The 23866-nt window shown below is 43.4% G+C and carries 21 protein-coding genes; 10 read left to right on the top strand and 11 right to left on the bottom strand.

The window, feature by feature from the left end; genetic code table 11:
* Nucleotides 1-42: 42 nt before the first annotated feature.
* A complete protein-coding gene (locus B2863_RS04195; protein ID WP_296207733.1) occupies nt 43-972 on the bottom strand; it encodes a branched-chain amino acid transaminase in 930 nt (309 codons plus the stop codon).
* Nucleotides 973-1335: 363 nt separating this feature from the next.
* The gene (gene glnE / locus B2863_RS04190) at nt 1336-4200 is read right to left on the bottom strand and encodes a bifunctional [glutamate--ammonia ligase]-adenylyl-L-tyrosine phosphorylase/[glutamate--ammonia-ligase] adenylyltransferase (RefSeq protein ID WP_296207730.1); all 2865 of its coding nucleotides are present in this window, start codon (nt 4198-4200) and stop codon (nt 1336-1338) included.
* A gap of 408 nt (nt 4201-4608) precedes the next feature.
* On the opposite strand from glnE, the gene tusD reads away from it, so the two are divergent.
* The 4 genes from tusD to B2863_RS04170 all read left to right on the top strand — a co-directional run bounded on the left by tusD (nt 4609) and on the right by B2863_RS04170 (nt 6204).
* Nucleotides 4609-5076 (top strand): sulfurtransferase complex subunit TusD, encoded by a 468-nt coding sequence (gene tusD, locus B2863_RS04185; protein ID WP_296207729.1) that lies wholly within the window; start codon nt 4609-4611, stop codon nt 5074-5076.
* 67 nt (nt 5077-5143) lie between these two features.
* Nucleotides 5144-5467, top strand: a complete 324-nt coding sequence (locus B2863_RS04180) for a hypothetical protein (RefSeq protein WP_101204423.1) — start codon at nt 5144-5146, stop codon at nt 5465-5467.
* A 54-nt stretch (nt 5468-5521) separates the two neighbouring features.
* Nucleotides 5522-5851 (top strand): hypothetical protein, encoded by a 330-nt coding sequence (locus tag B2863_RS04175; protein WP_296207728.1) that lies wholly within the window; start codon nt 5522-5524, stop codon nt 5849-5851.
* 8 nt (nt 5852-5859) lie between these two features.
* Entirely contained in the window at nt 5860-6204 is a 345-nt protein-coding gene (locus tag B2863_RS04170) for a TusE/DsrC/DsvC family sulfur relay protein (RefSeq protein WP_296207726.1), read from the top strand.
* A 135-nt stretch (nt 6205-6339) separates the two neighbouring features.
* Here B2863_RS04170 and B2863_RS04165 read toward each other — a convergent pair whose 3' ends face one another.
* Nucleotides 6340-6900 carry a tRNA (cytidine(34)-2'-O)-methyltransferase gene (locus B2863_RS04165; protein ID WP_296207724.1) on the bottom strand — a complete coding sequence of 187 codons (561 nt, stop codon included), beginning with the start codon at nt 6898-6900 and terminating at the stop codon, nt 6340-6342.
* Nucleotides 6901-7157: 257 nt separating this feature from the next.
* Here B2863_RS04165 and B2863_RS04160 point away from each other — a divergent pair, with 257 nt between their 5' ends.
* On the top strand, nt 7158-7298 hold the full coding sequence (locus tag B2863_RS04160) for an entericidin A/B family lipoprotein (RefSeq protein ID WP_057759705.1): 141 nt from the start codon (nt 7158-7160) through the stop codon (nt 7296-7298).
* Nucleotides 7299-7399: 101 nt separating this feature from the next.
* On the opposite strand, the gene hemW is transcribed toward B2863_RS04160, so the two are convergent.
* Entirely contained in the window at nt 7400-8710 is a 1311-nt protein-coding gene (hemW, locus tag B2863_RS04155) for a radical SAM family heme chaperone HemW (RefSeq protein WP_296207815.1), read from the bottom strand.
* Nucleotides 8711-9026: 316 nt separating this feature from the next.
* Here hemW and B2863_RS04150 point away from each other — a divergent pair, with 316 nt between their 5' ends.
* The 4 genes from B2863_RS04150 (at nt 9027) to accC (ending at nt 13387) form a co-directional block, all read left to right on the top strand.
* Complete coding sequence (locus B2863_RS04150) at nt 9027-9506, top strand: EVE domain-containing protein (RefSeq protein WP_296207720.1); 480 nt, start codon at nt 9027-9029, stop codon at nt 9504-9506.
* A 354-nt stretch (nt 9507-9860) separates the two neighbouring features.
* Entirely contained in the window at nt 9861-11228 is a 1368-nt protein-coding gene (locus tag B2863_RS04145) for an MATE family efflux transporter (protein WP_179797481.1), read from the top strand.
* Nucleotides 11229-11468: 240 nt separating this feature from the next.
* Complete coding sequence (accB, locus tag B2863_RS04140; RefSeq protein WP_102092842.1) at nt 11469-11900, top strand: acetyl-CoA carboxylase biotin carboxyl carrier protein; 432 nt, start codon at nt 11469-11471, stop codon at nt 11898-11900.
* 125 nt (nt 11901-12025) lie between these two features.
* Nucleotides 12026-13387 (top strand): acetyl-CoA carboxylase biotin carboxylase subunit, encoded by a 1362-nt coding sequence (gene accC, locus B2863_RS04135; RefSeq protein ID WP_057759692.1) that lies wholly within the window; start codon nt 12026-12028, stop codon nt 13385-13387.
* 129 nt (nt 13388-13516) lie between these two features.
* On the opposite strand, the gene B2863_RS04130 is transcribed toward accC, so the two are convergent.
* Nucleotides 13517-14152, bottom strand: a complete 636-nt coding sequence (locus B2863_RS04130; protein ID WP_296207714.1) for a hypothetical protein — start codon at nt 14150-14152, stop codon at nt 13517-13519.
* A gap of 217 nt (nt 14153-14369) precedes the next feature.
* A complete protein-coding gene (gene leuA, locus B2863_RS04125) occupies nt 14370-16154 on the bottom strand; it encodes a 2-isopropylmalate synthase (protein ID WP_296207712.1) in 1785 nt (594 codons plus the stop codon).
* Nucleotides 16155-16375: 221 nt separating this feature from the next.
* Here leuA and B2863_RS04120 point away from each other — a divergent pair, with 221 nt between their 5' ends.
* Complete coding sequence (locus tag B2863_RS04120) at nt 16376-16864, top strand: Lrp/AsnC family transcriptional regulator (protein ID WP_201566616.1); 489 nt, start codon at nt 16376-16378, stop codon at nt 16862-16864.
* A gap of 5 nt (nt 16865-16869) precedes the next feature.
* On the opposite strand, the gene B2863_RS04115 is transcribed toward B2863_RS04120, so the two are convergent.
* The 5 genes from B2863_RS04115 to B2863_RS04095 all read right to left on the bottom strand — a co-directional run bounded on the left by B2863_RS04115 (nt 16870) and on the right by B2863_RS04095 (nt 23457).
* Complete coding sequence (locus tag B2863_RS04115; RefSeq protein WP_296207709.1) at nt 16870-18126, bottom strand: YbfB/YjiJ family MFS transporter; 1257 nt, start codon at nt 18124-18126, stop codon at nt 16870-16872.
* Nucleotides 18127-18252: 126 nt separating this feature from the next.
* Nucleotides 18253-19596 (bottom strand): ABC1 kinase family protein, encoded by a 1344-nt coding sequence (locus B2863_RS04110; RefSeq protein WP_296207708.1) that lies wholly within the window; start codon nt 19594-19596, stop codon nt 18253-18255.
* A gap of 170 nt (nt 19597-19766) precedes the next feature.
* Nucleotides 19767-20570 (bottom strand): HesA/MoeB/ThiF family protein, encoded by an 804-nt coding sequence (locus B2863_RS04105; RefSeq protein WP_414706882.1) that lies wholly within the window; start codon nt 20568-20570, stop codon nt 19767-19769.
* Between the two features lie 47 nt (nt 20571-20617).
* A complete protein-coding gene (gene prmC, locus B2863_RS04100; protein WP_296207704.1) occupies nt 20618-21490 on the bottom strand; it encodes a peptide chain release factor N(5)-glutamine methyltransferase in 873 nt (290 codons plus the stop codon).
* Nucleotides 21491-21540: 50 nt separating this feature from the next.
* On the bottom strand, nt 21541-23457 hold the full coding sequence (locus tag B2863_RS04095) for an AmpG family muropeptide MFS transporter (protein ID WP_296134151.1): 1917 nt from the start codon (nt 23455-23457) through the stop codon (nt 21541-21543).
* Nucleotides 23458-23866 lie beyond the last annotated feature (409 nt).

Raw genomic sequence — 23866 nt, 5'->3', positions numbered from 1 at the left:
ATAGTGTTGGCTTTCTTTTTTAGCACCTTTTTAGATATTGTATCAATCAATAAAGCTTAACCAGTCCATATATTGCTCATTACGACCATGAACCACATCAAAGTATAGGGTCTGTAGTTTTTCAGTCAATGGTCCGCGGCCACCATTACCGATGATGCGATCGTCATATTCACGAATAGGCGTCACTTCAGCAGCAGTACCTGTCATAAATATCTCGTCAGCCAAGTAAAACTCATCACGAGTGATACGGCGTTCGATAACATTGATACCTAGGTCAGCCGCGAACTGCAAGATAGTACGGCGGGTAATACCGTCCAATGCACCACCTGATAGGTCTGGCGTATGTAGCTCACCATTTTTTACCAAGAATAAGTTCTCGCCTGCGCCCTGACATACAAACCCTTGTGGATCCATCAAGATAGCTTCGTCATAGCCATTACGCGTCACTTCTTGGTTAGCCATGATAGATACAGGATAGTTACTAGAGGCTTTTGCCTTACACATAGTCACGTTTGGCATGTGATGCGTATATGATGACGTTTTTACACGGATACCGTTTTTGATGCCCTCCTCACCAAGATAAGCACCCCAATGCCACGCAGCAACCATTGCGTTAATGCTGTTGTCACGTGAAGATAGGCCAAGTTTTTCTGCACCTACCCAAATGAGCGGACGAATATAAGCTTCTGCTAAGTTGTTTTGCTTGACCACATCTTTATGTGCTTGCTCTAGAGTGGCAGCATCAAAAGGTACGTCCATTTGGAAGATTTTGGCTGAGCCAAGTAGGCGTTCGGTATGTTCTTTTAAGCGGAAAATAGCAGTACGATTATCCGCTGTTTGGTAGGCGCGTACGCCTTCAAACACAGCCATACCGTAATGCAAGCTATGTGTAAGCACATGAACTTTAGCATCTGGTTGTTCGATCATTGTGCCATTCATCCAAAGCTTACCATCTTGTGTTGCCATATTCATTTTATTGTCCTTATGTTAGCGCTGACGTCTAACTTTTTTTAGGTAGGTTTTATTTAACAGTATTGATCAACATCGTATGATAACACTGCAGCGTCAATTTTTATTGCCTAAACAACAGCTTCATTATGACAAACGACTGACAGTGTTATGATGATGTGTGACCGATTATATCACTGGCCGTCTTGGCAAATGAAATCTTTTGGTTTGGCACCATGTGGTTTTTAATTATATCGTTCCTAGCTACCGATTCTATTCATAGCTTTTATTGATAGCTTTTGTTCATAGCTTCTATTTATCGTAACGCATTACAGTTTAAGCGTCTCTTGGACTATCGGCAAGGCCTTAATCACACAAGTTTCGATATTACTCGTCGTCTGTCTCCACACCCATGAGATGCTGCCATTGTGACTGTACTAACGCTCGCGTCTCCTGCCACAATGACTCATCAACGAGCAAAGACTGCTCTGATAGTGCCAACTGATGCGTGGCAGCACGTATTCTTAGATAGGCATCGGTCAAATCCTGACAGACTTGGTCATTCCAAATACCAAGCAAAGCAACTTCTGCAAAAATTCGTACATTATCGCTCCATTTGGTCAAACTCGGATATTCATGCGAGTAAGCCAATACAGCAAACTGTGCTAAGAACTCAATATCTACAATGCCGCCTGCATCTTGCTTAAGATGAAACTTACCCGCTTCCTGCTGCCATTGGCTCGTGCCTAGATGCTTTTGCATTTTGATACGCATGCTGGTGACTTCACTACGTACTTGATCCAGTGTCCGTGGTAACGACAATACGTCGCGGCGAATATCACAGAAGCGTGCAGTGACTCGTCTGTCTCCGCAAATCGCACGAGCACGTACCAACGCTTGATGCTCCCATGACCATGCTTTATCCATTTGATAGGTTTCAAAGGCATGACAAGACACTACCATCATGCCAGCATTCCCTGAAGGCCGCAGACGCATATCAATCTCATAGGCACGGCCATCACGTGTTTGAGTATTGAGATAATTCATCAGTTTTTGTACAAGACGCGCGGCAAACTTCATACCACTGACTGATTTTTCACCAGTGGTCATGCCTTGCTCTTTTATCTTGTGTAAGAATACCAAGTCCAAATCTGAAGAATACGATAGCTCTAAGCCACCAAGCTTGCCATAACCGATAATTGCAAAGCCGCAGTCCGCTTCAGTGACTGGGTCGCCATCTTGGCCAATAGGATACCCATAACGGTTAACAATCTCTGCAAAAGCGCGCTCTAATGCTGCTTCTAGTACGACTTCAGCGATATAAGTCAATGAATCCGATACTTTCATAATCGGGCGTTCAGCCAATACATCACTAGCAGCAACCGCCAACACCTGATTCTTTTTGAACAGACGTAGGACGCTTAACAGCTCTTCCTCATCGTTAGGCTCGACGCGTAACAACTGTTGGCGCAAGATATCACGCAGCTCACGTTTATCTGGCAGATGGCGATAACGCTGCTGCAAAAATGTGTCTAATAATACAGGATACTGAGCCAACTCTTTTGCGATCCACGGGCTGGCAGATAGCATTGGAATCAGCTCAATCGTTGCATTGGGGTTTTCAGCAATCATGACCAAATAGATAGAACGGCGGCAAATCGCTTCAAGCAGTGAAATCAATCTTGGTAAAGCAGTATTGGCAAGTTGCTGCTGTTCTTGATGCGCTAACAACGCATGGACAATGACAGGATATGCGTCGTCTAAACGCTCTCTGGCTTCATCACTTAAATTAGCCACCATTTTTGATTGCCAAAAATTCTGTAGTACCTCGCGATTTTCTTTTGTTAGCACTTCATTTAAACGGGCAATTTGCTCATCTAAGTGCTCTGGCTCTAGGTCGGTATCTTCGTTATCAGGTATTTGACGCTCAGTGACCATACGCTCAAACGGCACATTGACACTCTCGCGATGACGATTAAGCTGGTCTAATAAGGCATGCCAGTTTTCAAAATTCAGCGTCACTGCTAGATTATGCTGCCATTGCTCATCGTGTGGTAAGCGCTGGGTCTGTTGGTCATTAATCGCTTGAATAGCATGCTCAAGCCGGCGTAAGAACCGATACGCGGCCTGTAGCTGCTCATAAGTTGAATGCTCCAGATAGCCAAGCTCACATAATACTTGCATCGCTTGCAAGCAAGATTTGATTTGCAGCTGTGGATGCCGGCCACCATAGATAAGCTGAAAGGCCTGTACGATAAACTCGATATCTCTGATACCGCCCGCGCCAAGCTTGATATTGTCCAAGTCTTCACGCTGTGCAACTTGATTTTGAATAAGAGACTTCATCTCTCTCAATGCCGAAAACGCACTGTAGTCCACATAATAACGAAAGACAAATGGCTTAATCAGCGCTTGTATCTCTTCATAAAATGGCTGGTCTATTTGTCCGACTACGCGCGCTTTTAACCAAGCAAAACGCTCCCATGCACGCCCATGCATCGTAAAGTATTTTTGCAATGCAGACAGATGAATGGCCAAATCACTTCCATCACCCCATGGACGTAAGCGCATATCTACTCGAAAGACAAAACCATCAGCGGTCTTGTTATCAAGCAGTTTAATAATGCCTTGACCCAATCGAGTCATAAAGCGTTTGTTGTCTATGCTACGTGTGCCTTTTGCCTTATTGCCATTGGTCTCGCCACGTGCTTGATGCACAAAGATAAGGTCAATATCACTTGATAAGTTCAGCTCTTGCGCACCAAGCTTACCCATGGCCATGATTGCCATATCATCGATTTGTATATTGCCTTGTTCATTGATAAAGGTCGGCTCACCATACTTAGCAATCAAGTGCTGATAAGTATAATCTTTAGCAAAAGAGATACAGCCATCTGCAAACTCAGACAACTCATCGGTCAGCTGCTCCAGACTGATCGTCTGCAAGGCATCTTGCCAAATCCAGCGCATCATTAGTAGCGTGCGCAAGTGACGCAGACCACTCATGACCTTGATTTCATCAGCGAGTTGATAGTTCTCATCTAACGTATAATCTTGTATCAGATCATCGATTTGCTGGCGGGTCAGCGTACTATTCAATGGATAGCTACGCAAAAACGTCTGACACGAAACGGTCCGACTTTCCCAAATCTGATAAGCAAATTCGCTCGCTGTCTGCAGGACTTGCAGTTGTTCTACGGTAGGCTGATAATCTGTACCATTGTTCACACGTGAGGGCATAGCAGGTAACATAGTGACAAAAACTCCTTACATAGAATGGTAAGACTACGTGAACCTAGCTCATAAGTTTATTGTTTTTTCTTACGAGGCAGTCACAGCATCAGATAATAATACTCAGTGTGCCTGTACTTGAGATAAAACCACGTTAAATAACAGTGACTCTATTTGGTTTGCGGCGCTTTATGTTAGCATAAACAACTTTGATAGAGACGACGCACCGCTCTTTTATGACATAACGCTATGTGATGTGACAGTATGATCCGCTGTATGTCGCATTATCAGTATAAATTCTGTTTTCTGTCACGCAAATTTGCACACAAGCACTATAATAATAACGACCAAATTACTTTATACAAAGCATTTATAGCAACTCGGCCATAATTTTTAAACTCTTATTTATAATATGTGATACCGCGCCTTATGACGACCACTACCCCGTTACTACTGATTACTGCTGACCCTAGTCACCCATTGGCACACTTGGCATTACGCTATGCGCGCGCTTACCTGAATGGCGCAGCGAATAGTGATGATATTGATAACAATGACACTAATAGTACAGGTACAGGTAGCAGCGATAATGCTACCTCTGAACAACCCCTGCTCAATGTCTTCTTTTATGGTGATTCGGCTCACATAGCCAATCGATTACGTTGGCAGTCAGCCGATCAATTAGACTTGACCAAAGAATGGCAGTCTTTGGCTGAGCAGTATCAATTACCCTTGCCCGTCTGTGTCAGCACAGCCCTTAGCCGCGGTGTGAGTGATGTAGACAACAGCTCACGTCATCAGCTTGACGGTGCCAATCTTGCGACAGGGTTTACGTTAGTGGGACTCAGTGAGCTTGCGATGATGATGCAGGATGACTGTCGTTTGATACAGTTTTGATAGCGTATCGTTGGATAACTTGTCTATTGAGATCACTGGTAGCGGTAAATATTTTTAGGAATAAATAATGAGATTATTAATTCAGCTGCACACGCCCACTGAAGCAGCAAGCTACGAAGGTTGTGCGCTTGCGCTAACTTTAGCGACATTTGGTCATGAGGTGCAATTGTTCTTAGATGCGCCGGTCTTTGGCCTATTGATGCAATCTGACTCGCGGCTACATGGCATGATTCAGTCACTTGAGCTTTACGATATGCCCGCAGCTTGGCTACCCGATGACGTCTTTAGTGGCTGGGTCACCGGTATGTTGCCGACAGATCTGGCATCACAGCTCACACTCGTGCCAGAGGTCATTAACTCGCAAGACTTTGAGCAGATACTTACCTTTTAAATCGCTATATAACTTAGATTTATAAAATAATAAAGCACGTAATCGGATACCTTTATGGCAACTTTATATCAATTGCATAGCACGATGGCTACCCTCAGACACAGTACAGAAGAGATGTCTCGCACTTGGCGCACAGGTGATAGTATCCTTCTGCTTGGCAGCACCCCTGCTTTTATCGACTGGCTCAATGCTTATTTAAATGATAGCGATATCGAGGATATTGCTGGTATTTACGCATTGGCAGATGACATCGCACAGCTCACGGCAAATACAACTGGCAAGCTTAATTTAGAGACTAAGTTGACTGCTATTTTAAACGACGCAGAATGGGTCGAACTGACTCAGAGCAGTCAGTTTGACAAAGTGGTGACGATTGCCTTATGAGTAATGATATGACCACTCACAACGCTGCATTATCAGCGGCTGATATCGAATTAGATCAAGACGGCCATCTGTGTGACCATACGATTTGGACACCTGTTATCGCGCAGCAATTGGCAGACACATTAGAGGTCAATCTGAGCGACGAGCATTTAGAAGTTTTGCAACAAGTGCGCGCGTTTTTTGACAAATTTAATCACGCGCCAGCAACCCGTCCATTAATCAAATGGCTGCAAAAGACTTTGCCAGACCAAGATATTAACAATCAAAAGCTACAGCAATTGTTTAATACAGGTTTGGTTGCGCGTCATGTCAATCGCTTAGCTGGACTACCCAAACCACCAAACTGTTTATAAGTATTTTATAGACGATAAGATACAATCGATGGCGCACTAGAAAATTATCATATGTGCATGAGCAGTATCTAATATTTTACTGCTCATTTAGTACGCAAATACTTTTAAGTCTATAGCTATTGTTTAAACACATAGCTATTTTGGGTCGTAGACTGTCAATGTCTCATAACCAACGCTACGACCTTCATCACCTGCAAATCCTTGCTGGCGCCATATCTCGTACAAACAAATGGCTACGCTATTTGATAAGTTCAAACTACGCGAGTCAGCTAGCATAGGCAGTCTTAGCCAGTTATCAGCACCGATATCTTCACGTATATCATCTGCCAAACCTGCTGTCTCAGAACCAAAGACTAGCGCGATATTGGGCATAGCAGCCTTATTAGATGCTTCAGAGTCCGAGTTTCTGCCAAAGTCATAATCGTAGAACGGTTTGCTCAGTTTGGTTGTCAATGCGGTAACGACATGGCAGTCAGCGGCTTTTAGAGCTTGTCTCGCAGCCGTCCAATCATCATGCACTTGCAAATGAGCATATTCATGATAATCAAGACCTGCACGGCGTAGCTTTTTATCATCAAGCTCAAACCCTAACGGTCTTACTAAATGCAGCTGTGCCCCGCTATTGGCACACAGTCGAATAATATTGCCAGTGTTACTTGGCATTTTTGGTGCTACTAGCACGATATGGATGGTCATTCTTACTCCACAAATATTCAACGCTCTATTATTTAAATTTATGAGCGGTAGGTAATCGAAAGTTACAGTTTACTGCCAATAATTACATTTTGATACTGTGCAGCGTTTTTAACTTTCACTATGATGTCTGTAATGGATAACGCGATAGCATTTATGTATGACTGTCTCATCCAATACCCCTTCAGTGAAGCTTGAGCACGATGCTTAGCGTCACTGTTGTTATTTATAACCATTCATTTATCTTTGAGGATACTATTATGAAAAAAGTAATCATCGCATCTTTAACTGCTATGTTCGTTCTAACTGGTTGCAACACGTTCAAAGGCTTTGGCCAAGACGTATCAAGCGCTGGTGATGCTGTAACTGGCGGCGCACAAGAAGTACAAAACAAAATCTAAGGTCTGCTTTTTTTAGATTTTCAAAAAGGCTTATCATTCATTTGATAAGCCTTTTTTGTGTTCTTACTTAGCTGCTGTTAAACAATCACTCAAGCACGATTTTATAAAAACGCGCGTAATATCTGATTGAGATAACGCTGACCTAATACGGTCGGTTGCAACTGCGTATCACTATCTACCAACAATCCTTGCTCAACTAAACTTTTTACTTGTTCAGCAATACTATCAAAGGTTAATCCAGTTCTCTTTTCAAACAGTGACCAATCGACGCCACCATGTAAGCGTAGTGCGTTTAGCATAAACTCGCTCACTAACTCCTCTTGATCAATCGCTTGCCAGCCAACCATCTTTGGTGTGATATGGCGTATGTTAGACTTTTCTACAGCGTCTGGATTCATTACTACATAATCTTTTGGCAAACGTGATTTACTAAAGCGATAGATACCTGACGCTATTAACAAGTCATCTTCCATTTTATCTTTTACGTCTGACGAATGACTACCATTGTTATCACTACGACCAATCGTCACCTTACCATGAGCTCCAGCACCGATTGCTAGATAGTCGCCAAACTGCCAATAGTTTATATTATGACGACATGGCTTATCTGACTCGCCTGCCCACGCAGACACCTCATAGTTGCTATAACCTAATTGCTGCAATAGCGACTGACCTGCTTGTTCAATATCTGCCAAATTGTCTTCATCGGGTAAAATAGGCTGACTGCGGTAAAATACAGTGTTTGGCTCAATAGTCAGTTGATACCAAGAGATATGCGTTGCGCCAGCATCATGCGCCATTTGGATATCTTCTAGCGCTTCATTCATGGTTTGCTGTGGTAGACCGTGCATCAGGTCGACGTTGACCCGTGCAAATCCAGCCGCTTTGGCAGCTCGAATTGCTGATAACGCTTGCACAGGATCGTGGATACGCCCAAGCACTTTAAGCTTATCAGCGGCAAAGCTCTGTACGCCGATAGACAGACGATTGATACCAACCTCTAAATACTGCGCAAATGGTGCATGCTCAAGCGTGCCAGGATTGGCCTCCATCGTGACTTCAATGTCTTCTGCAAATTCAAAACATGTACGTAACCCAGAGAACAATCGCTGATACTGAGCAATAGGTAACAAAGACGGCGTACCACCACCAATAAATATCGAACCAATTTTTCGGCCCTGAGTTAAAGGTTGCTGCATCGCGGCGTCTAACAATAATGCATCGACGTATTCCTCATACATGGATAGCTCACTGTCTATCGGTAGCTCATGCGAATTAAAATCGCAATAAGGACATTTCTTCACACACCACGGAATGTGAATGTAAAGAGACAATGGAATGTCGGTCACGTCTACCGCGATAGTATCCGTCGTTGGTTCAGTAAGACTTAACGTATTCAGATCGTTTGGCATACTGTCTGTATTCACTTTGGGCATAAATAAACTTATTTTGTAGTGAGCAATAATGATCGATATCAAAAGTAACGCTAGGATAGCGACTAGGTGAGATAAAGAAAAGCCTATCTATCATAAAACTATTAACAAAAACACGTATAAACGCCCTATTCACCATAGCAACTTATGGGCAATATATAGAGAATCTGTTAAAAACAGCCTTTACTAAGAACAGACACTATTAAAAACGGGTTTGAGAATCAGTTAAGAAAAACTAACCTTGGTAGTTTTAAGAACAAATTGAAAAATAAATAAAAAATCGAAGGACAAATATATGGCGTATTGGTTAATGAAATCCAACCCTAAATTTTTTGGTATTGAAGATCTGCAGCGTCTGGGCACCGACGGTTGGGACGGCGTTCGCAACTATCGCGCGCGTAATTTTATGCGTGATGATGTGAAAATTGGTGACAAGGTATTCTTCTATCACTCTAGCGCCAAGCCTTCTGGAGTCGCTGGTATTATGACAGTTACTACAGCAGGGTATCCTGATCCTACTCAGTTTCACCCTGAGCATCGTCATTATGATCCTATTGCGACCGAAGAGAAACCTCGCTGGTATATGGTCGATCTTACTTTTGAGCAAGCTTTTACAGAGGTGTTGCCACTATCAGAGCTAAAATTCTTGCCAGCTTTGGAAGATTCTTTATTATTAAGGAAAGGTTGTCAGCAATTAACAGTGATTCCATTAGAGCCCAAACATTGGCGAGCGGTTATGGATATGGCAGAAACACTTGAGTTGTTACCGGAGTAAAATCATTGAGTTGGCTATAGTTCATCAGCTATGAAATAGAGTACAAAAAACCTAAGATTAATACCTGCATAGCGGCGCTAAAGCGTTGACATCATAGTGTGGCTTCTTTACCATCTTACTATGTATATGACCTGTCAATCCACTACTTGGATCGACGGGTTATTTTTATTTTAGTGTCTTTACTTTTATTTTCATACTCTGCATATCTACTCATGCAACATTATAAGCTTGCTCATATTATTTATCGGAGTATTATCGTCGGCACTACTCTCCTTGCTGCATCAATCTTAGTCGATTGATAGCAGTGTTTGTTTATTAATAATAACTACCGCAAAGAATAAAAAGTTGCTTACCATGGTTTTTCCATTGTCTTTCAAAGATTTTAAAAGCTACAGCTTACGTTTAGGCGTGCTTGCCCTCCCTATCTTAATCACTCAGTTTTGCCAAGCCGCACTTGGCGTGGTCGATGCCATCATGGCAGGTCAAGTCTCGGCGCTTGATTTGGCTGCGGTAGCCGTTGGCTCTGGCATTTGGCTGCCGCTGTTTTTATTGGCCACAGGCGTGCTTATCGCAACTACGCCTCTGATTGGTGAAGCGATTGGTCAAGACCAGCACGGCCAAGTACCACATATCACGCAGCAGTCCTTATGGACCGCAGGTGTTATTGGCATTATCGGTTTTATCATTGTCAATCTGGCTCCCAATGTCCTTGGCATTATGGGTGTCCCAGAAAACATTCAGCCGATAGCGACGCAATATTTACATGGTGTCTCATTTGGTTTCCCAGCGCTTGCTGTATACGCCGTACTACGCAGTTATTGTGAGGCATTGGGTCGTCCTGAGCCTGTAACTGTCATTAGTATCATTGGCCTACTTGCAGATATTCCTTTGAACTATATTTTTATTCATGGGTTATTTGGCATGCCAGAAATGGGCGGTGCAGGCTGCGGGGTGGCGACAGCATTAGTATTATGGATAAATGTCCTATTGCTTGCAGCCTATACTAGCTTCACGAAACGTCGCGAATTCGTGAGCACGCGATTCTTTTATGGCTTCTCTAGCCCTAATCGTACACAGATTAAAAAGCTATTGAAACTTGGCATCCCTATTGGCATCTCTATTTTCTTTGAAGCCAGTTTGTTTAGCTTAGGCGCACTCGTTATCAGTCCATTAGGAGAGCTGGCAACAGCATCGCATCAAGTGGCACTGTCAGTGACCTCACAGCTATTTATGATACCGATATCTGTTGCCATGGCGCTCACTATCATGGTCTCCAATCGATTTGGTCAAAAAAACCTATTGGCACTGCGCCAAGTGCAAGCTACTGGACTGGTATGGACCGTATTGATCGCTTTGACTTGTATGCTTGGGATATGGCTATTCAGACCAGAACTGGCAGCAGCATTCACTGATAACCCAGAGGTTAGAGCTCAGTCTATGCATTTGCTTATCTTTGCACTCGCCTATCAGTTATTTGACGGCTGGCAGGTTAACGTCGCTGGTATATTACGCGGCATGCAAGACACCACCATACCGATGTGGGTAACGCTCTTCTGCTATTGGTTAGTGGCCCTACCACTTGGCGTCTATTTGGTGCGTTTCACTGACGTTGGCGCACAAGGATTTTGGATGGCGTTGATTACAGGTTTGTTCTTATCATCTATTTTACTTACTTTGCGTCTACGCTATCAGCAAAAACGTTTAACTGTACTATGGGGTTAAGCCAATTGCTCATGGATTGTATTTTATAATCATTATTAGCGTTATTTGATCATACAGACTATGAAAAATCGTGGATATTTTCTTACTAAAAAGATGGCTTACGTCAAAATATGTAAAAATTCTCAGTTAACAACTGTACATTGATTGCTCATTGCCCTGAATCTAGGTATCATTAGCAATTAATTAGACAATATTTAGTTACACTATTTCTCGAATTTAGTACAAGGCCAGATAAAAACTATGGATATTGAAAAAATACGCACCCTCATCGCCCTTATGGAAGAAAGTGAACTGGTTAATTTAGAAATCAGTTCTGACGACGAGCATATTAGCTTAACTCGTCATTATGACGCGCCTGCGCCAACTATGATGGCTGCCCCAGCTGCGAGCGCTGCTCCTGCTGCCGCTGTTGAAGGCAAACCTGCAGAAAAAGCGGGTAGCGTTGAGTCTTCACCAATGGTTGGTGTTTTTTATTCAGCACCAAGCCCTAATGACCCACCATTTGTGAAAGTCGGTCAAAAGGTTCAGGCAGGTGACACCTTAGGTATCATCGAAGCCATGAAAATCATGAACCCGCTTGAAGCGACTCAAAGTGGTATTGTTGACGAAATCTTGGTAGATAACTCTGAAGTCGTACAGTTCGGTCAACCTGTCATACGCTATAAAGCGTAACGATATTTGCCATACTTTATTTCATTATGGCTGACTTTTGGTATATATACCGCGTCAATGCTAAATAACCTGGTGCTATGTATCGAAACTCAGTCAATGACTGACGCTTCGACAAGGATGAACCCATGATAAAAAAATTGCTCATTGCCAACAGAGGTGAAATTGCCCTGCGCATCGTCCGCGCCTGTAAAGCGCTAGGTATCGAAACGGTAGGTGTCTACTCTACTGCGGATGCTAACTTGATGCACTTGCGCTTTGTTGATGAGGCAATTTGTATTGGCAAGCCTAATGCTAACCAAAGCTACCTTGATATCAATACCATCTTAACCGCTGCTGAAATCACTGGTGCAGATGCTATCCATCCTGGTTATGGCTTTTTGTCTGAGAATGCTGAATTTGCTGAACAAGTAGAAGAAGCAGGATTGACCTTCGTTGGTCCTAATGCTGATCATATTCGCCTCATGGGCAATAAAGTTTCTGCTATCAACGCTATGAAAAAAGCGGGCGTACCAACCGTACCTGGTTCAGTTGGTGCTGTGACTCTGCATAATGCTGAAGAGCAAGCTCGCAATATCGGCTTTCCACTATTGATTAAAGCGGCCTCTGGCGGCGGTGGACGCGGTATGCGTGTGGTTGAACGCTTTGACGAATTGATTGGTCAAGTACAAGCTGCTAAACAAGAAGCTGAGCTCTGGTTCGGTGATGACACTGTCTATATGGAGCGCTATCTACAAAACCCGCGCCACGTAGAAGTACAGGTGTTGGGTGATGGTAATGGTAATGCTATCCATCTATATGACCGTGATTGCTCGTTACAGCGTCGCCATCAAAAAGTACTAGAAGAAGCACCTGCCCCAGATATTCCAGATGATGTACGTGAGCCAATCTTAAAAGCCTGTGTAAAAGCGTGTGAGCTTGTTAAGTATCGCGGTGCTGGTACGTTTGAGTTCTTGTTTGAAAATAACGAGTTTTTCTTTATTGAAATGAACACTCGTGTACAGGTTGAGCATCCAGTAACTGAGATGATTACCGGTATCGATGTTGTGGTCGAGCAGCTCAAAATCGCAGCTGGTTACGGCCTATCTTATCGTCAAAGCGAGATTGAGATCCAAGGTCATGCGATCGAATGTCGTATCAATGCTGAAGATGCAGCGACTTTCGTACCTTGCCCAGGCACTATCAGTCAATTGTTCACGCCAAGTGGTTCTGGTATCCGCTTTGACTCTCATCTATACCCTGGCTATGAGATACCGACCTATTATGATTCATTGATTGGTAAATTGATCTGTCACGGTCAAACTCGTCAGCAAGCTATTGCTAAAACAGTACATGCCCTTGATGAGCTGATTATCGAAGGTATCAAAACCAATATACCTTTACATCGTGATGTAATTTTGGCTGATGATAACTTTACTCGTGAAGCGCAAAATATTCATTATCTCGAAAGAGAGCTGCTGACTGCGAATAAAGCCAAAAAAGACTCGTAGGCTAAAATACTTGTAGAGTTTGCTAAGTTTAATTAAAACAGTACATAAAAAAACCGCTATTAATATAGCGGTTTTTTTATGTCATCAATAAGCTGTCAATCATACACAAAGTACAACGAGCATATCTAATTATGGTAACACTCTATTGAAGTTCATAAAGCATTCGTTACCATCAGGGTCAGCGCACCATTGCATCTGGTTGCCATCATGATTGATAAATGCAATCAACGCTTCATCAGTCTGGTCGATCTGATTGCCTGAGCAATCTACTTCATTATTATCATAAACAGTCTTGATTGCAATAACTGGCAGCCCTTCTTCACGGTGGGTGACCAGATAGCGTCCGTATGTCCACTCTTTGCCACTGACAGACCACATCTCATTATCCGCACCAAAGTTATATAGCTCGCGGCACTGGTTAGACTTACCAACTGATGCAAGTAAGTTTTTACTAGTAGTTGGTTGAATGTTTAGAACCCGCTCTTCACTTTGAGTCAGGACACCGCCGTCCATGCCTGTCGTTACCTTAGGCTCTACACTGCTTGCTTGTTGCGCACTATTTGATGCCGACTGGTTAGCTTCCGCTTCCCTAGTCATCATGGCGTGAGTAGAATGAGCGCTACTGTCCAAGTCTATTTCCCACTGTCCAGCAATGGCTGGACTAATATGAGTGGTGATGGTCGGCTTGGTAATAGTCTCACCGTTTGCAGGCAATGAAGCCAAAATAGATGCCAGTGTGAATGAAGCAAATGAGATAGGTTCCATAATTAACCTTTTATTTATAATATTTTAATATACACATTAGCGTAAGTCTTAGACACCAAAAACACAAGTAACATTATGCTATTGCTCATAAATCTATAGTTGAAATGGCGCAGGTATTTATGGCAAAAAATAACGCCATCGCTTTACTTGCTAGAGACAAGGAGCGATGGCGTTATTAGCATACAGAATTTTGCGTGATATCAATGACTACTTAACACTAAGCAGCTTCTGTATTTAGCGCTTGAGCAAAAGCTGATAACGCCCCTTTTAGCATGGCTGACACCGTACTGCTGCAAGTACCGATGCCTGAATACACTTCACCATCAACATTTAACTGAATGTAAGCAGCAGCATTGGCATTGGTTTTGTTATCACTATTGGTATCATCATCGATACCATTACCACTGTTATGATGCGGGTTAATCGCGTGCTCTGCATAGTTAATAATATGTAGTGATTTACCCGTATGCTGTGCAAGTCCGTCAATAAACGATGATAATGGACCGTTACCTGTGCCATCAATATTAATGGTATCGCTATTCATCTGCACCTGACCACTAAAGTAAACCGTGCCGCCTTTATTGTTGACGCTATAGTCTAGTAGTTCAAACTTACCCTGCTGCAAGTAAGTATCTTCAAAGGTCTGCAAGATTTCATCATTCTGCAACTCGCGTGCCGCTGCTTCAGCTTGTTTTTGTACCACACGACTAAAGTCAATCTGCATCCAACGTGGCAAGTTAAAGCCATAGTTACGCTGCAAGATATATGCGACGCCGCCTTTGCCTGACTGGCTATTGATACGTACCACATCTTGATAGCTACGCCCAATATGTGCAGGATCAATGGGTAGATAAGCCACATCCCAGACATTGTCTGTTTCGCTCTGATTACTTTCATTATAGTCGAGAGATTTTTTGATAGCATCTTGATGTGAGCCACTAAATGCCGTGAAAACCAACTCGCCCACATAAGGATGACGTGGGTGCAATGGTAGGTTATTGCATTCGCTCACAACCTGTACGATTTCACTCATGTTGCTAAAATCAAGCTCAGGATCGATACCTTGGCTAAACAAGTTCATGGCCATGACCATGATATCCATATTCCCTGTACGCTCACCGTTACCAAGCAATGTACCTTCGATACGATCTGCACCTGCAAGCACACCCAATTCAGCTGCCGCTACCGCACAGCCACGGTCATTATGGGTGTGCAAGCTCACAATCACGTGCTCACGCTGCGCTAGATTGCGGCAGAAGTACTCTACTTGATCAGCAAAGACATTAGGCATAGAAGCCTCGACTGTCGCTGGCAAGTTAAAAATAACCTCCTGACCCTGCTGTGGTTGCCACACGTCACACACTGCATCGCAAACCTCTACGGCATATTCAGTTTCTGTCTGGCTAAAGCTCTCTGGCGAGTACTGAAATACCCAATCTGTCTCAGGGTACTTTGCTGCATACTCTTGTAATAGCTTGGCACCTGTAATAGCAATCTCTTTGATTTCAGCTTTATCTTTGCCGTAGACTTTTTCGCGTTGTACACGGCTGGTTGAGTTATAGACATGGACAACCGCACGTTTAGCACCTTTTAATGATTCAAAAGTACGGGCAATCAAATGCTCGCGCGCTTGTACCAATACTTGTAGCGTTACATCTTCAGGTACGTGGTTTTCTTCAATAAGCTTACGCGCAAAGTCAAACTCTACCTGCGCTGCTGACGGAAAACCAATCTCAATCTCTTTAAAACCAACATCTACTAAAGTCTTAAAGAAGCGCATTTTTTGTTCAATGGTCATCGGATCAATCAGTGCTTGGTTACCATCACGCAGATCCACACTTGCCCATATCGGTGACTTCTCAATCGTCTTGCTTGGCCAAGTACGATCTGGTAGCGATGGCGCAAATGCAAATGGACGGTATTTACGGAAGTCAAAAGCGGCACTTTTTGGTGTAATCTTTGCAGTCCCTGTGGCTGCAGTGTGCGTGGCTTGGTCAGACATAATCAATCCTTAGATGATATGGTTGTTTATATATTTAGCTAGGCGATTAGCTGTTGATTAGATCAGTATTTATCATACGAGATAACTAGTGTTCATACCATAATAATATCAAAGTTTAACAGAGAGAAACCTGCTTTCTTTTACTTTATTTTCTGTTATTTTAGTGGAAAAACACAATTTAGACATTATAATCGAATAAATTCACTATTAAGGCTTGAGAAATGCCAGACAATTATATTGATAGTACAGGGACAGCAGATATAGACGAGATAGATAGACAGTTGCTACGCTTATTGCAAACGCAGGCGCGTATAAGCATTACTGAACTCGCTGAACGCGTCAACCTGTCTGCCACCCCTTGTGCACGTCGTATAAAGCGCTTAGAAGATGCGAACATAATCACTGGCTACCACACCAAAACCGATGCACAAAAACTTGGCTATCCGCTAGCCGTGTTTATCGCTATTAGCATGGATCGTCATACAGCAGAACGTTTTGAGCAGTTTGAACGCAAAGTTCAAAGCTTTGAGGAAGTCATTAGCTGTAGTATTGTCACAGGACGCACCGAAGACTATCTGATTAAGGTCAGAGTACGTGATATGACACATTACGAAGAATTTTTATTACATCGCCTCAATCGTATCGAAGGCGTGGCGCAAGTTCATACCAGTTTTGAATTACGAGAAGTATTTAGCCGTAGCGTAGTTTAGAAGATCTATACGGGCGTTGGTGACTGTCGACGAAACCATACCAATAGTACAAACCCGATCATCAATCCAATAGCAGCGACAAGTAACCCTGCATTGAAATTACCATCCTTCCCTGCCAGTGCCACTGTCACCAATGGTCCTAAAAACTGCCCTAACGCATAAGCCAACGTTGCCAAAGCAATCAGTAAATTAGAATAGGCAGGATTGATGTTTTTAAATAAAGTCAGTGTCATCGATACCATACCGACAAAGGTCAATCCTAAAATCGCAGCATTGCCATACAATCCAAGCGCCCCATCAAACCATATGGGCAAGCACATGCCAAATGCTTGCAATACCGTCAGCCCCATTAAGGTTTTTATCTCACCGATACGTTTGGCAAGCGCGCCCCATAGGGGGTTTGACAACATCGCAAAAATACCAACAACCAACCAAATCATGAGTCCAGCATACGTCTGTGTTGTTAGACGTTGTGCTGCCATAACGGGTAAAAAAGTTGCTGAGCTAATATAACCAAACCCTGCCAGTACATAGCTGACGAAAAGTAAAACAAGCGCTTTATGGTGCCCAGAGATGGCTTTATATAAGGAGCGTTTAAAGTTCAAATAGGTTTGATGCACTGACACGTGCTGTTTATCATCAATCTGCTGTGAATCAACAGTCTGTAATTGTCTTGGCTTTATCGCATAAAGTAGCCACACAAGCGGTAAACTGGTGACGCCTGCGACTAGCCAAATTACATCGAAGTGATAGCCTAATTTTAATAGCCACCACGTTACGATGGCAGAGGCGCTGATGCCGACACCAATACCTGCATAATGGACTGCTGATAATACAGAACGGCGCTCAGGGCTAAGGGTTTGAATCACGAAAGATGAGCTCAATATCATCGCCACGCCACTTGCAACACCTGCAATTAAACGAATGATATACCATAGCGTGAGCGACATATTTGGTATGACGAGTAACATCGTGGTGACAACACTGATAACCGCCCACAGCGTCATCGCTTGCCATGTCGAGCGCTGAGGCACAAACATGGCGATAAGAGCGCCAATAAAGTAACCGATATAATTGATTGATGCCAGCCAGCCTGCAATTGTCGTTGATAGCGACAATTGCACCATAATATCAGGTAAGGTGGCGGTAAACAGAAAGCGGCCATAGCCCATAACGACTGCCATGCAGTACATACCGATACAGGCAATGGCAGCTTCGTTGGTAATCGTCGGGACCATACGGCTTTTAAAAGCAGTCATCATGACAGAGCCATTTTTGCGGCAATTAGCACACAATCCTTTGTGTTAGACAGTCAAAAGCAGTAATAAATAAACGCAGAAATAGAGAAGTTATTAGATATATTAAGCCAGCATAAAATACTAGAAAAGCTATGATACGTCTAACGTTGGCGTCTCTACTGTATCCTGCCCTAGCATCTGCACCCGCTGATCGCTAAACATATCCATATCTGGAGCTAGCGTACGCATAAACCGATCAAAATACAACATCTGTTTAGTCAATAAAGCAAAGTCACGTGGAAAATGGATGCCATGACGTTTGCCAACCTCAACAATCTCAAGCATCATTTTATTAAGCTCATCGGCTTGTTCTTTACTATTGAAAGGTACACCACTGGTAAAGGTCTTATCTTCTGCCATGATGGTTGTCATCATGCGTTGCAAGTCATTCCCCAGTGCAGCCACATCGACTTTATTGCCACCATGCGTCATCTCCATATCAATCATATGGCGAGCCATGGCTTGATAGTCACTGTCTTGCATGGCTTGCATCATGCCCATGCATGCACGCCAGCTCTCAGCTTTGAGTTTACCGACAATACCAAAATCCAAAAAGCCAATACGGCCGTCGGTCAATAGCATTAGATTACCAGCGTGTAAATCCGCATGGAAACTATTGCATAACATGAGACTAGCAAACCATGTGTTTAAAGTGTCTGCCATGACTTGGGCAGGATCAGCGCAGTACTGACGCATGAGTGACTCATCGACCATAGAGACGCCATAGAGACGGCTCATCGTTAGCACACGCTTGGTAGTCAGCTCTTCATAGACAGTTGGTGCAACGACACGAGTATTACCTGATACCGCTAAGAACTGCTGAAAATCGCGAATATTCTGTGCTTCAGCGATAAAGTCAGTCTCGGCAAGCATACGCAGGCGAATCTCATCGATAATCGGCGCAATGCTAGCAAATTTCATCGATGGCATTAGTATTTCGAGTAGCTTAGTTACGCCATGCAATACACCCAAGTCGGTCTGCATGATGGTCTCGACGCCAGGCTTTTGTACCTTTAGCACCACTTCATCACCATTGTGCAACCGTGCTGCATGCACTTGAGCGATAGAAGCTGATGCTAGTGGCTCTAAGTCAATATGCGCAAACATATCATCAAGGGTCATGCCATTAGTCGCTAGCTCTTCTTTTAGCACTTGCTCGATATAAGCATAAGACAATGGTGTGGTTTGATCCAAGCAGCTCTGGAATGCCTTGACATAATCACGTGGAAACAATGACGGCGTACTGGCGATAAATTGACCGATTTTGATATAAGTCGTACCTAACTGCTCAAAGGTTTCTTTGAGTAGCATCGCGTCAGGTTTCTCACCTTTTGCCACTCTTAGCGCAGACAGACCTGCCACACTCACTGTTTGGCGAACACGGTTCATGACATTAAAAGTATGCTTTAATAAATGCGGACGATGAATTTTCATAAAAAACAACTATGGTAATAAGAAGGAGGTTTGAAGATAGGCAATACAATATAAAAATGCGTTAAAATCAGATTACTCAGTTATAGTCTGTTTAATATAATTTGGATACAAGGAAGGCAAGTGAAAGTACTACCAGTCGTAGACTAAGCAAGCCTGACACCGTATCCAATTTATAGAGGATTGACTATAGGACTGCTACAGACAGGACACTGCGGGTCTTTTCGATAGCCCATTAGTCGCTGCTGCATCTGACTACCATCCCATATGAGCAGTTTGTTTGTCAGTGGATTTTTGGTTAATCCCAAGTATTGCAACGCAGCATTGGCTTGCAAGTTGCCCATGACGGCAGTGGTACTGGCCAACACTCCTGAATTGGCACACGTACGTTCGTCAGAGGCTTCATCAGTTGCTACTGAGCCAAATACGCAATGATAACAACCAGTATCGAGCTGAGGTTCGAACAGTGCTAACTGCCCTTGCATCGCAATTGCTGAGGCAGATAACAGGGGAATCTGGTAGCGTACACTGATACGATTGATGATGTCGCGCGTGGCAAAATTATCCGTACAGTCTAAGAATAAGTCCGGCTTGCCTGCTGCCATATCGAGCAATTCATAAGCGTTGTCTTCATCTAATCGTGTGACAGTGCCGCGAGCCTTTATCAAAGGGTTGATGCGCGCTAACATGTGCGCTGCTATCAATGCTTTAGACTGACCGATATCTTCTGGCAAAAACAGCGTTTGCCGTTGTAAGTTGCTCGCCTCAATCTCATCATCATCAATCAGATGGACATAACCCACTCCAGCACGTACCAATGTCTCAGACGCAGGACAACCAAGGCCGCCTGCCCCTATTATGACCACGCGTGCTGTCTTTAATCGCAGCTGAGCGTCCATATCCCAACCGTCTAATAATACTTGCCGGGCATAACGGAGTAGCTCATCATCTGATAGCTGTACCAGCTCTTCTACCATATTCATCTACAACCTATAATCAAAGAAATCTACTATCAAAAAACCATCTACTGGACTTGCCCTAGCGTGACGCGATCATTACCACCGTAGTCTTTTACGGTATGTACTGACTCAAAATTACTATCCAAAAACAACTTGCGAACAGCATCACCTTGATCATATCCATGCTCGATAGCCAGTAGCCCACCTGTACAGAGATATGTCATTGCTTGTTGGACGATATGCTCGATATCAGCCAGACCTTGATTAGGTGCACTGAGCGCACTAATCGGTTCAGCTGTTAGACCTACCAAATGCTCGTCTGTCTCGTCAATATAAGGAGGGTTGGAGACGATGATATCAAACTGATGCTCATCATTAGTAGGTAGCGCTTGATACCAACTGCTTTGGACAAACTCAACATTGGCAACATTATTACTCACCGCATTGTGCTGAGCAATCTTAAGAGCCTCTGACGATAAATCAACCGCCACGACTTGCCAATTAGTTTTCTTAAGTTCATGGGCAAGACTGATAGCGATACAACCTGACCCTGTGCCCAAATCTAACAATCGCTTATTACTGAGTTGCGTTGGCTGAGCGTTTATCCAGTTCAATACCTGCTCGACCAGTACTTCGGTATCAGGCCTAGGAATCAGAGTATGCTCGTTCACTCTAAGGTTAAGCGACCAAAACTCCTGCTGTCCAGTCAAGTACGCAAGCGGTATGCCTTGCTGCATTTTTACCACACCGTCATTGAAACGTGCTACCTCACTATCAGTGAGCTGATAATCTTCATCAGTCATCAACGCTATCGCAGGCTTATTAATGACATGCAACAACCAGTCAGTTAGCCAAAACGACGGCAGCTGATTATCAGTATCACCATTCGTTAGCTGTTGAATCTGCTGCTTGATTTGACGAATGGTCGATACGGTCATAAATAGCTCTTAAAAAACAGTGAATGGATAAAGGTACAATACTGCTTAGCCTACTCTGATGCGTGTGGTGGCTCTTTAGTATCGGTCAGGTTAGGATTGGTTTTGCTTAGTTTGTCACCTATCTCATTACCACCGCTGCCATCATTATTGTCATCGCCATAAATATCATCGTTATCACCAATGACAATATGTCTATCGACAAAGTAAATCAGTGCCAGAATTGGAATACCGATAGCAAAGGTAAAGATAAAGAAAAACGGATAACCCATATTATCGACGATAGCACCAGAATAACCACCCATCACTTTGGGTATCAGCGTCATCAATGAGGAAAAAATCGCATACTGTACAGCAGTAAAACGAATCGATGTCAGTGCGGATAAGAAAGCGATAAATACAGCACTCGCAAGGCCCGCAGCCAAGTTATCAAATATCACTGCCATATACATGATTGGCAGGCTACCTGGGTTGTATGTCAATACCACAAACAACAGGTTGGTCGCACACGCTAAAATCGCGCCAATCATCATGGCGTGCATAATACGGAAGCGCTGAGCCAAAATCCCGCCCAAAAAACCACCTGCAATTGCCATAATCACACCCACCAGTTTTACGGCATTGGCGATATCGGTTTTGCTAAAGCCCATGTCTTGATAAAAGACGTTGGAGATCACGCCTGCGACGATATCCGAGATACGGTATAGGCCAATCAAGGCTAATAGCAGCAGGGCTTTTTTACCATAACGTCGGAAAAAATCTAAAACAGGCTCGATCCATGTTGCCATGGCCACTTCTTTTTTCACCAGTCCTACTTGTACCAATGCATAACCTGCTGCCATCGCCGCGCCTAGACTTACTAATAAGTGCAAGGTTTCTACAAAGAAGCTAGAAAAAGCGCCTTCGAACTCTGGTAAGACTTGCCCCATCAATATATAAGCAGCGATAAAGGCAATCACTGAAAATACAAACAACGCTACCAGTCTGACGTAGTCTTCACGAGTTTCAGCGACCAACGGGGCTTTGTTAATGATTTTTGGTTGATTGATAATAAAGTACAGTAATAATAATGGCGCGCACGCGACCAATGCTAAAAAGTAAAACTTAATCGCTGGCATTACCATTAGTGGTATCAAGGCCACTGTGCTATCAAATACTGTATTGATCAAAATATTAATTAGGTAAATAACACCAAACAGTAGGCCTGGGATAAGTAGTAACGCAGAATAAATTAGGAATACTTTTAAGTTACCCTTTTGCTTTTTACCTTGCAGGGTCTCAGCGGTTGGCTCATAACTGGCAAACGTCGTTAATACCCCTAAAGTCATGACTCCTGCCATGATGTAGTAAGTATTACGCCATGCTTCATAACTATAAAACGTCTCATTTGAGCCGAAATAATCAGCCAAATATAACGCGCCTGCCCCTGCGACAATCATACCGATACGGTAGCCTGACACATAAATAGAGGACAGAATAGACTGCATAGACGGCGGTGCAAGCTCAATACGGTACGCATCAATCACGATATCTTGCGTCGCAGAAGAGAACCCAAGCAGCACGGCCGCGCCTGCCATATAAACCAAGACATCTTCGCTAACAGGATTTACCCTTGCCATTAAAAAGATTGCCAGCACGATAAGCAGCTGTGATACCACCATCCAACTACGACGACGCCCTAGCCACTTGGTCAAAAACGGTACAGGGAGCGCATCAATCAATGGCGCCCAAATAAATTTGAACGAATAACCCAATGCTGCCCAGCTGAACATAGTGACGACACTACGATCAATGCCTGCTTCTCTCAGCCATAGCGATAGACTTGAGAAAATCAGCAGAATAGGTATACCCGCTGAGAACCCCAAAAACAGCATAATAATGACACGAGGATCGAGATAAGCTTTTGTAGCCTCGCCCCATGACTTTTTGGCAATTGGTTGATTGGGCGGTACAGATTTGACAGCAGACATAATAACTCACCAACAATTCAGACAAAGAACACAACCGCGCACAATTTTTATCAATCTTTAGAATCAGTTATACACAAAAGGATCGATAAAAATTGCTCTACGTTGCACTAATATTATCGTTACAACAAAATCCAGTTATGGTACTTGAGAACCTTTATCTTGACTAGATGTTTTTGCATTAACTTAGCGATTGCAGGCCATATGCAATCGCTTACATTTCTTAATCGTAACGCAAAAAACCGCAGTGTTTTACCAAGGTTATCTTAGCTCTCTTTTTTATTGCTCATTTCTGTTTTGAAAGATGTCTGACAACGCCATGATTTATAGGTAATATAAAGGTAGTAGTAAAAATGACGCAGGCTTGATTGGTTAGGTGCACTCTATTGGTTTACTCTTAACTGGCGGTGAT

The sequence above is a fragment of the Psychrobacter sp. UBA3480 genome (assembly GCF_002377945.1).
Classification (GTDB): Bacteria; Pseudomonadota; Gammaproteobacteria; order Pseudomonadales; family Moraxellaceae; genus Psychrobacter.
Note: the sequence above shows the minus strand (reverse complement) of the source record. Positions and strands in the feature narration are given on the sequence as shown.

Bases quoted from the DNA above. Each gene is read 5' to 3' on its own strand.
- B2863_RS04130 (WP_296207714.1), bottom strand. From the start codon at position 14,152: ATGGAACCTATCTCATTTGCTTCATTCACACTGGCATCTATTTTGGCT.
- B2863_RS04105 (WP_414706882.1), bottom strand. From the start codon at position 20,570: ATGGTAGAAGAGCTGGTACAGCTATCAGATGATGAGCTACTCCGTTAT.
- B2863_RS04175 (WP_296207728.1), top strand. From the start codon at position 5,522: ATGGCAACTTTATATCAATTGCATAGCACGATGGCTACCCTCAGACAC.
- accC (WP_057759692.1), top strand. From the start codon at position 12,026: ATGATAAAAAAATTGCTCATTGCCAACAGAGGTGAAATTGCCCTGCGC.
- B2863_RS04115 (WP_296207709.1), bottom strand. From the start codon at position 18,126: ATGATGACTGCTTTTAAAAGCCGTATGGTCCCGACGATTACCAACGAA.
- tusD (WP_296207729.1), top strand. From the start codon at position 4,609: ATGACGACCACTACCCCGTTACTACTGATTACTGCTGACCCTAGTCAC.
- B2863_RS04150 (WP_296207720.1), top strand. From the start codon at position 9,027: ATGGCGTATTGGTTAATGAAATCCAACCCTAAATTTTTTGGTATTGAA.
- prmC (WP_296207704.1), bottom strand. From the start codon at position 21,490: ATGACCGTATCGACCATTCGTCAAATCAAGCAGCAGATTCAACAGCTA.
- B2863_RS04165 (WP_296207724.1), bottom strand. From the start codon at position 6,900: ATGACCATCCATATCGTGCTAGTAGCACCAAAAATGCCAAGTAACACT.
- B2863_RS04120 (WP_201566616.1), top strand. From the start codon at position 16,376: ATGCCAGACAATTATATTGATAGTACAGGGACAGCAGATATAGACGAG.
- leuA (WP_296207712.1), bottom strand. From the start codon at position 16,154: ATGTCTGACCAAGCCACGCACACTGCAGCCACAGGGACTGCAAAGATT.
- glnE (WP_296207730.1), bottom strand. From the start codon at position 4,200: ATGTTACCTGCTATGCCCTCACGTGTGAACAATGGTACAGATTATCAG.
- B2863_RS04160 (WP_057759705.1), top strand. From the start codon at position 7,158: ATGAAAAAAGTAATCATCGCATCTTTAACTGCTATGTTCGTTCTAACT.
- B2863_RS04195 (WP_296207733.1), bottom strand. From the start codon at position 972: ATGAATATGGCAACACAAGATGGTAAGCTTTGGATGAATGGCACAATG.
- B2863_RS04170 (WP_296207726.1), top strand. From the start codon at position 5,860: ATGACCACTCACAACGCTGCATTATCAGCGGCTGATATCGAATTAGAT.
- hemW (WP_296207815.1), bottom strand. From the start codon at position 8,710: ATGCCAAACGATCTGAATACGTTAAGTCTTACTGAACCAACGACGGAT.
- B2863_RS04180 (WP_101204423.1), top strand. From the start codon at position 5,144: ATGAGATTATTAATTCAGCTGCACACGCCCACTGAAGCAGCAAGCTAC.
- B2863_RS04095 (WP_296134151.1), bottom strand. From the start codon at position 23,457: ATGTCTGCTGTCAAATCTGTACCGCCCAATCAACCAATTGCCAAAAAG.
- B2863_RS04145 (WP_179797481.1), top strand. From the start codon at position 9,861: ATGGTTTTTCCATTGTCTTTCAAAGATTTTAAAAGCTACAGCTTACGT.
- accB (WP_102092842.1), top strand. From the start codon at position 11,469: ATGGATATTGAAAAAATACGCACCCTCATCGCCCTTATGGAAGAAAGT.
- B2863_RS04110 (WP_296207708.1), bottom strand. From the start codon at position 19,596: ATGAAAATTCATCGTCCGCATTTATTAAAGCATACTTTTAATGTCATG.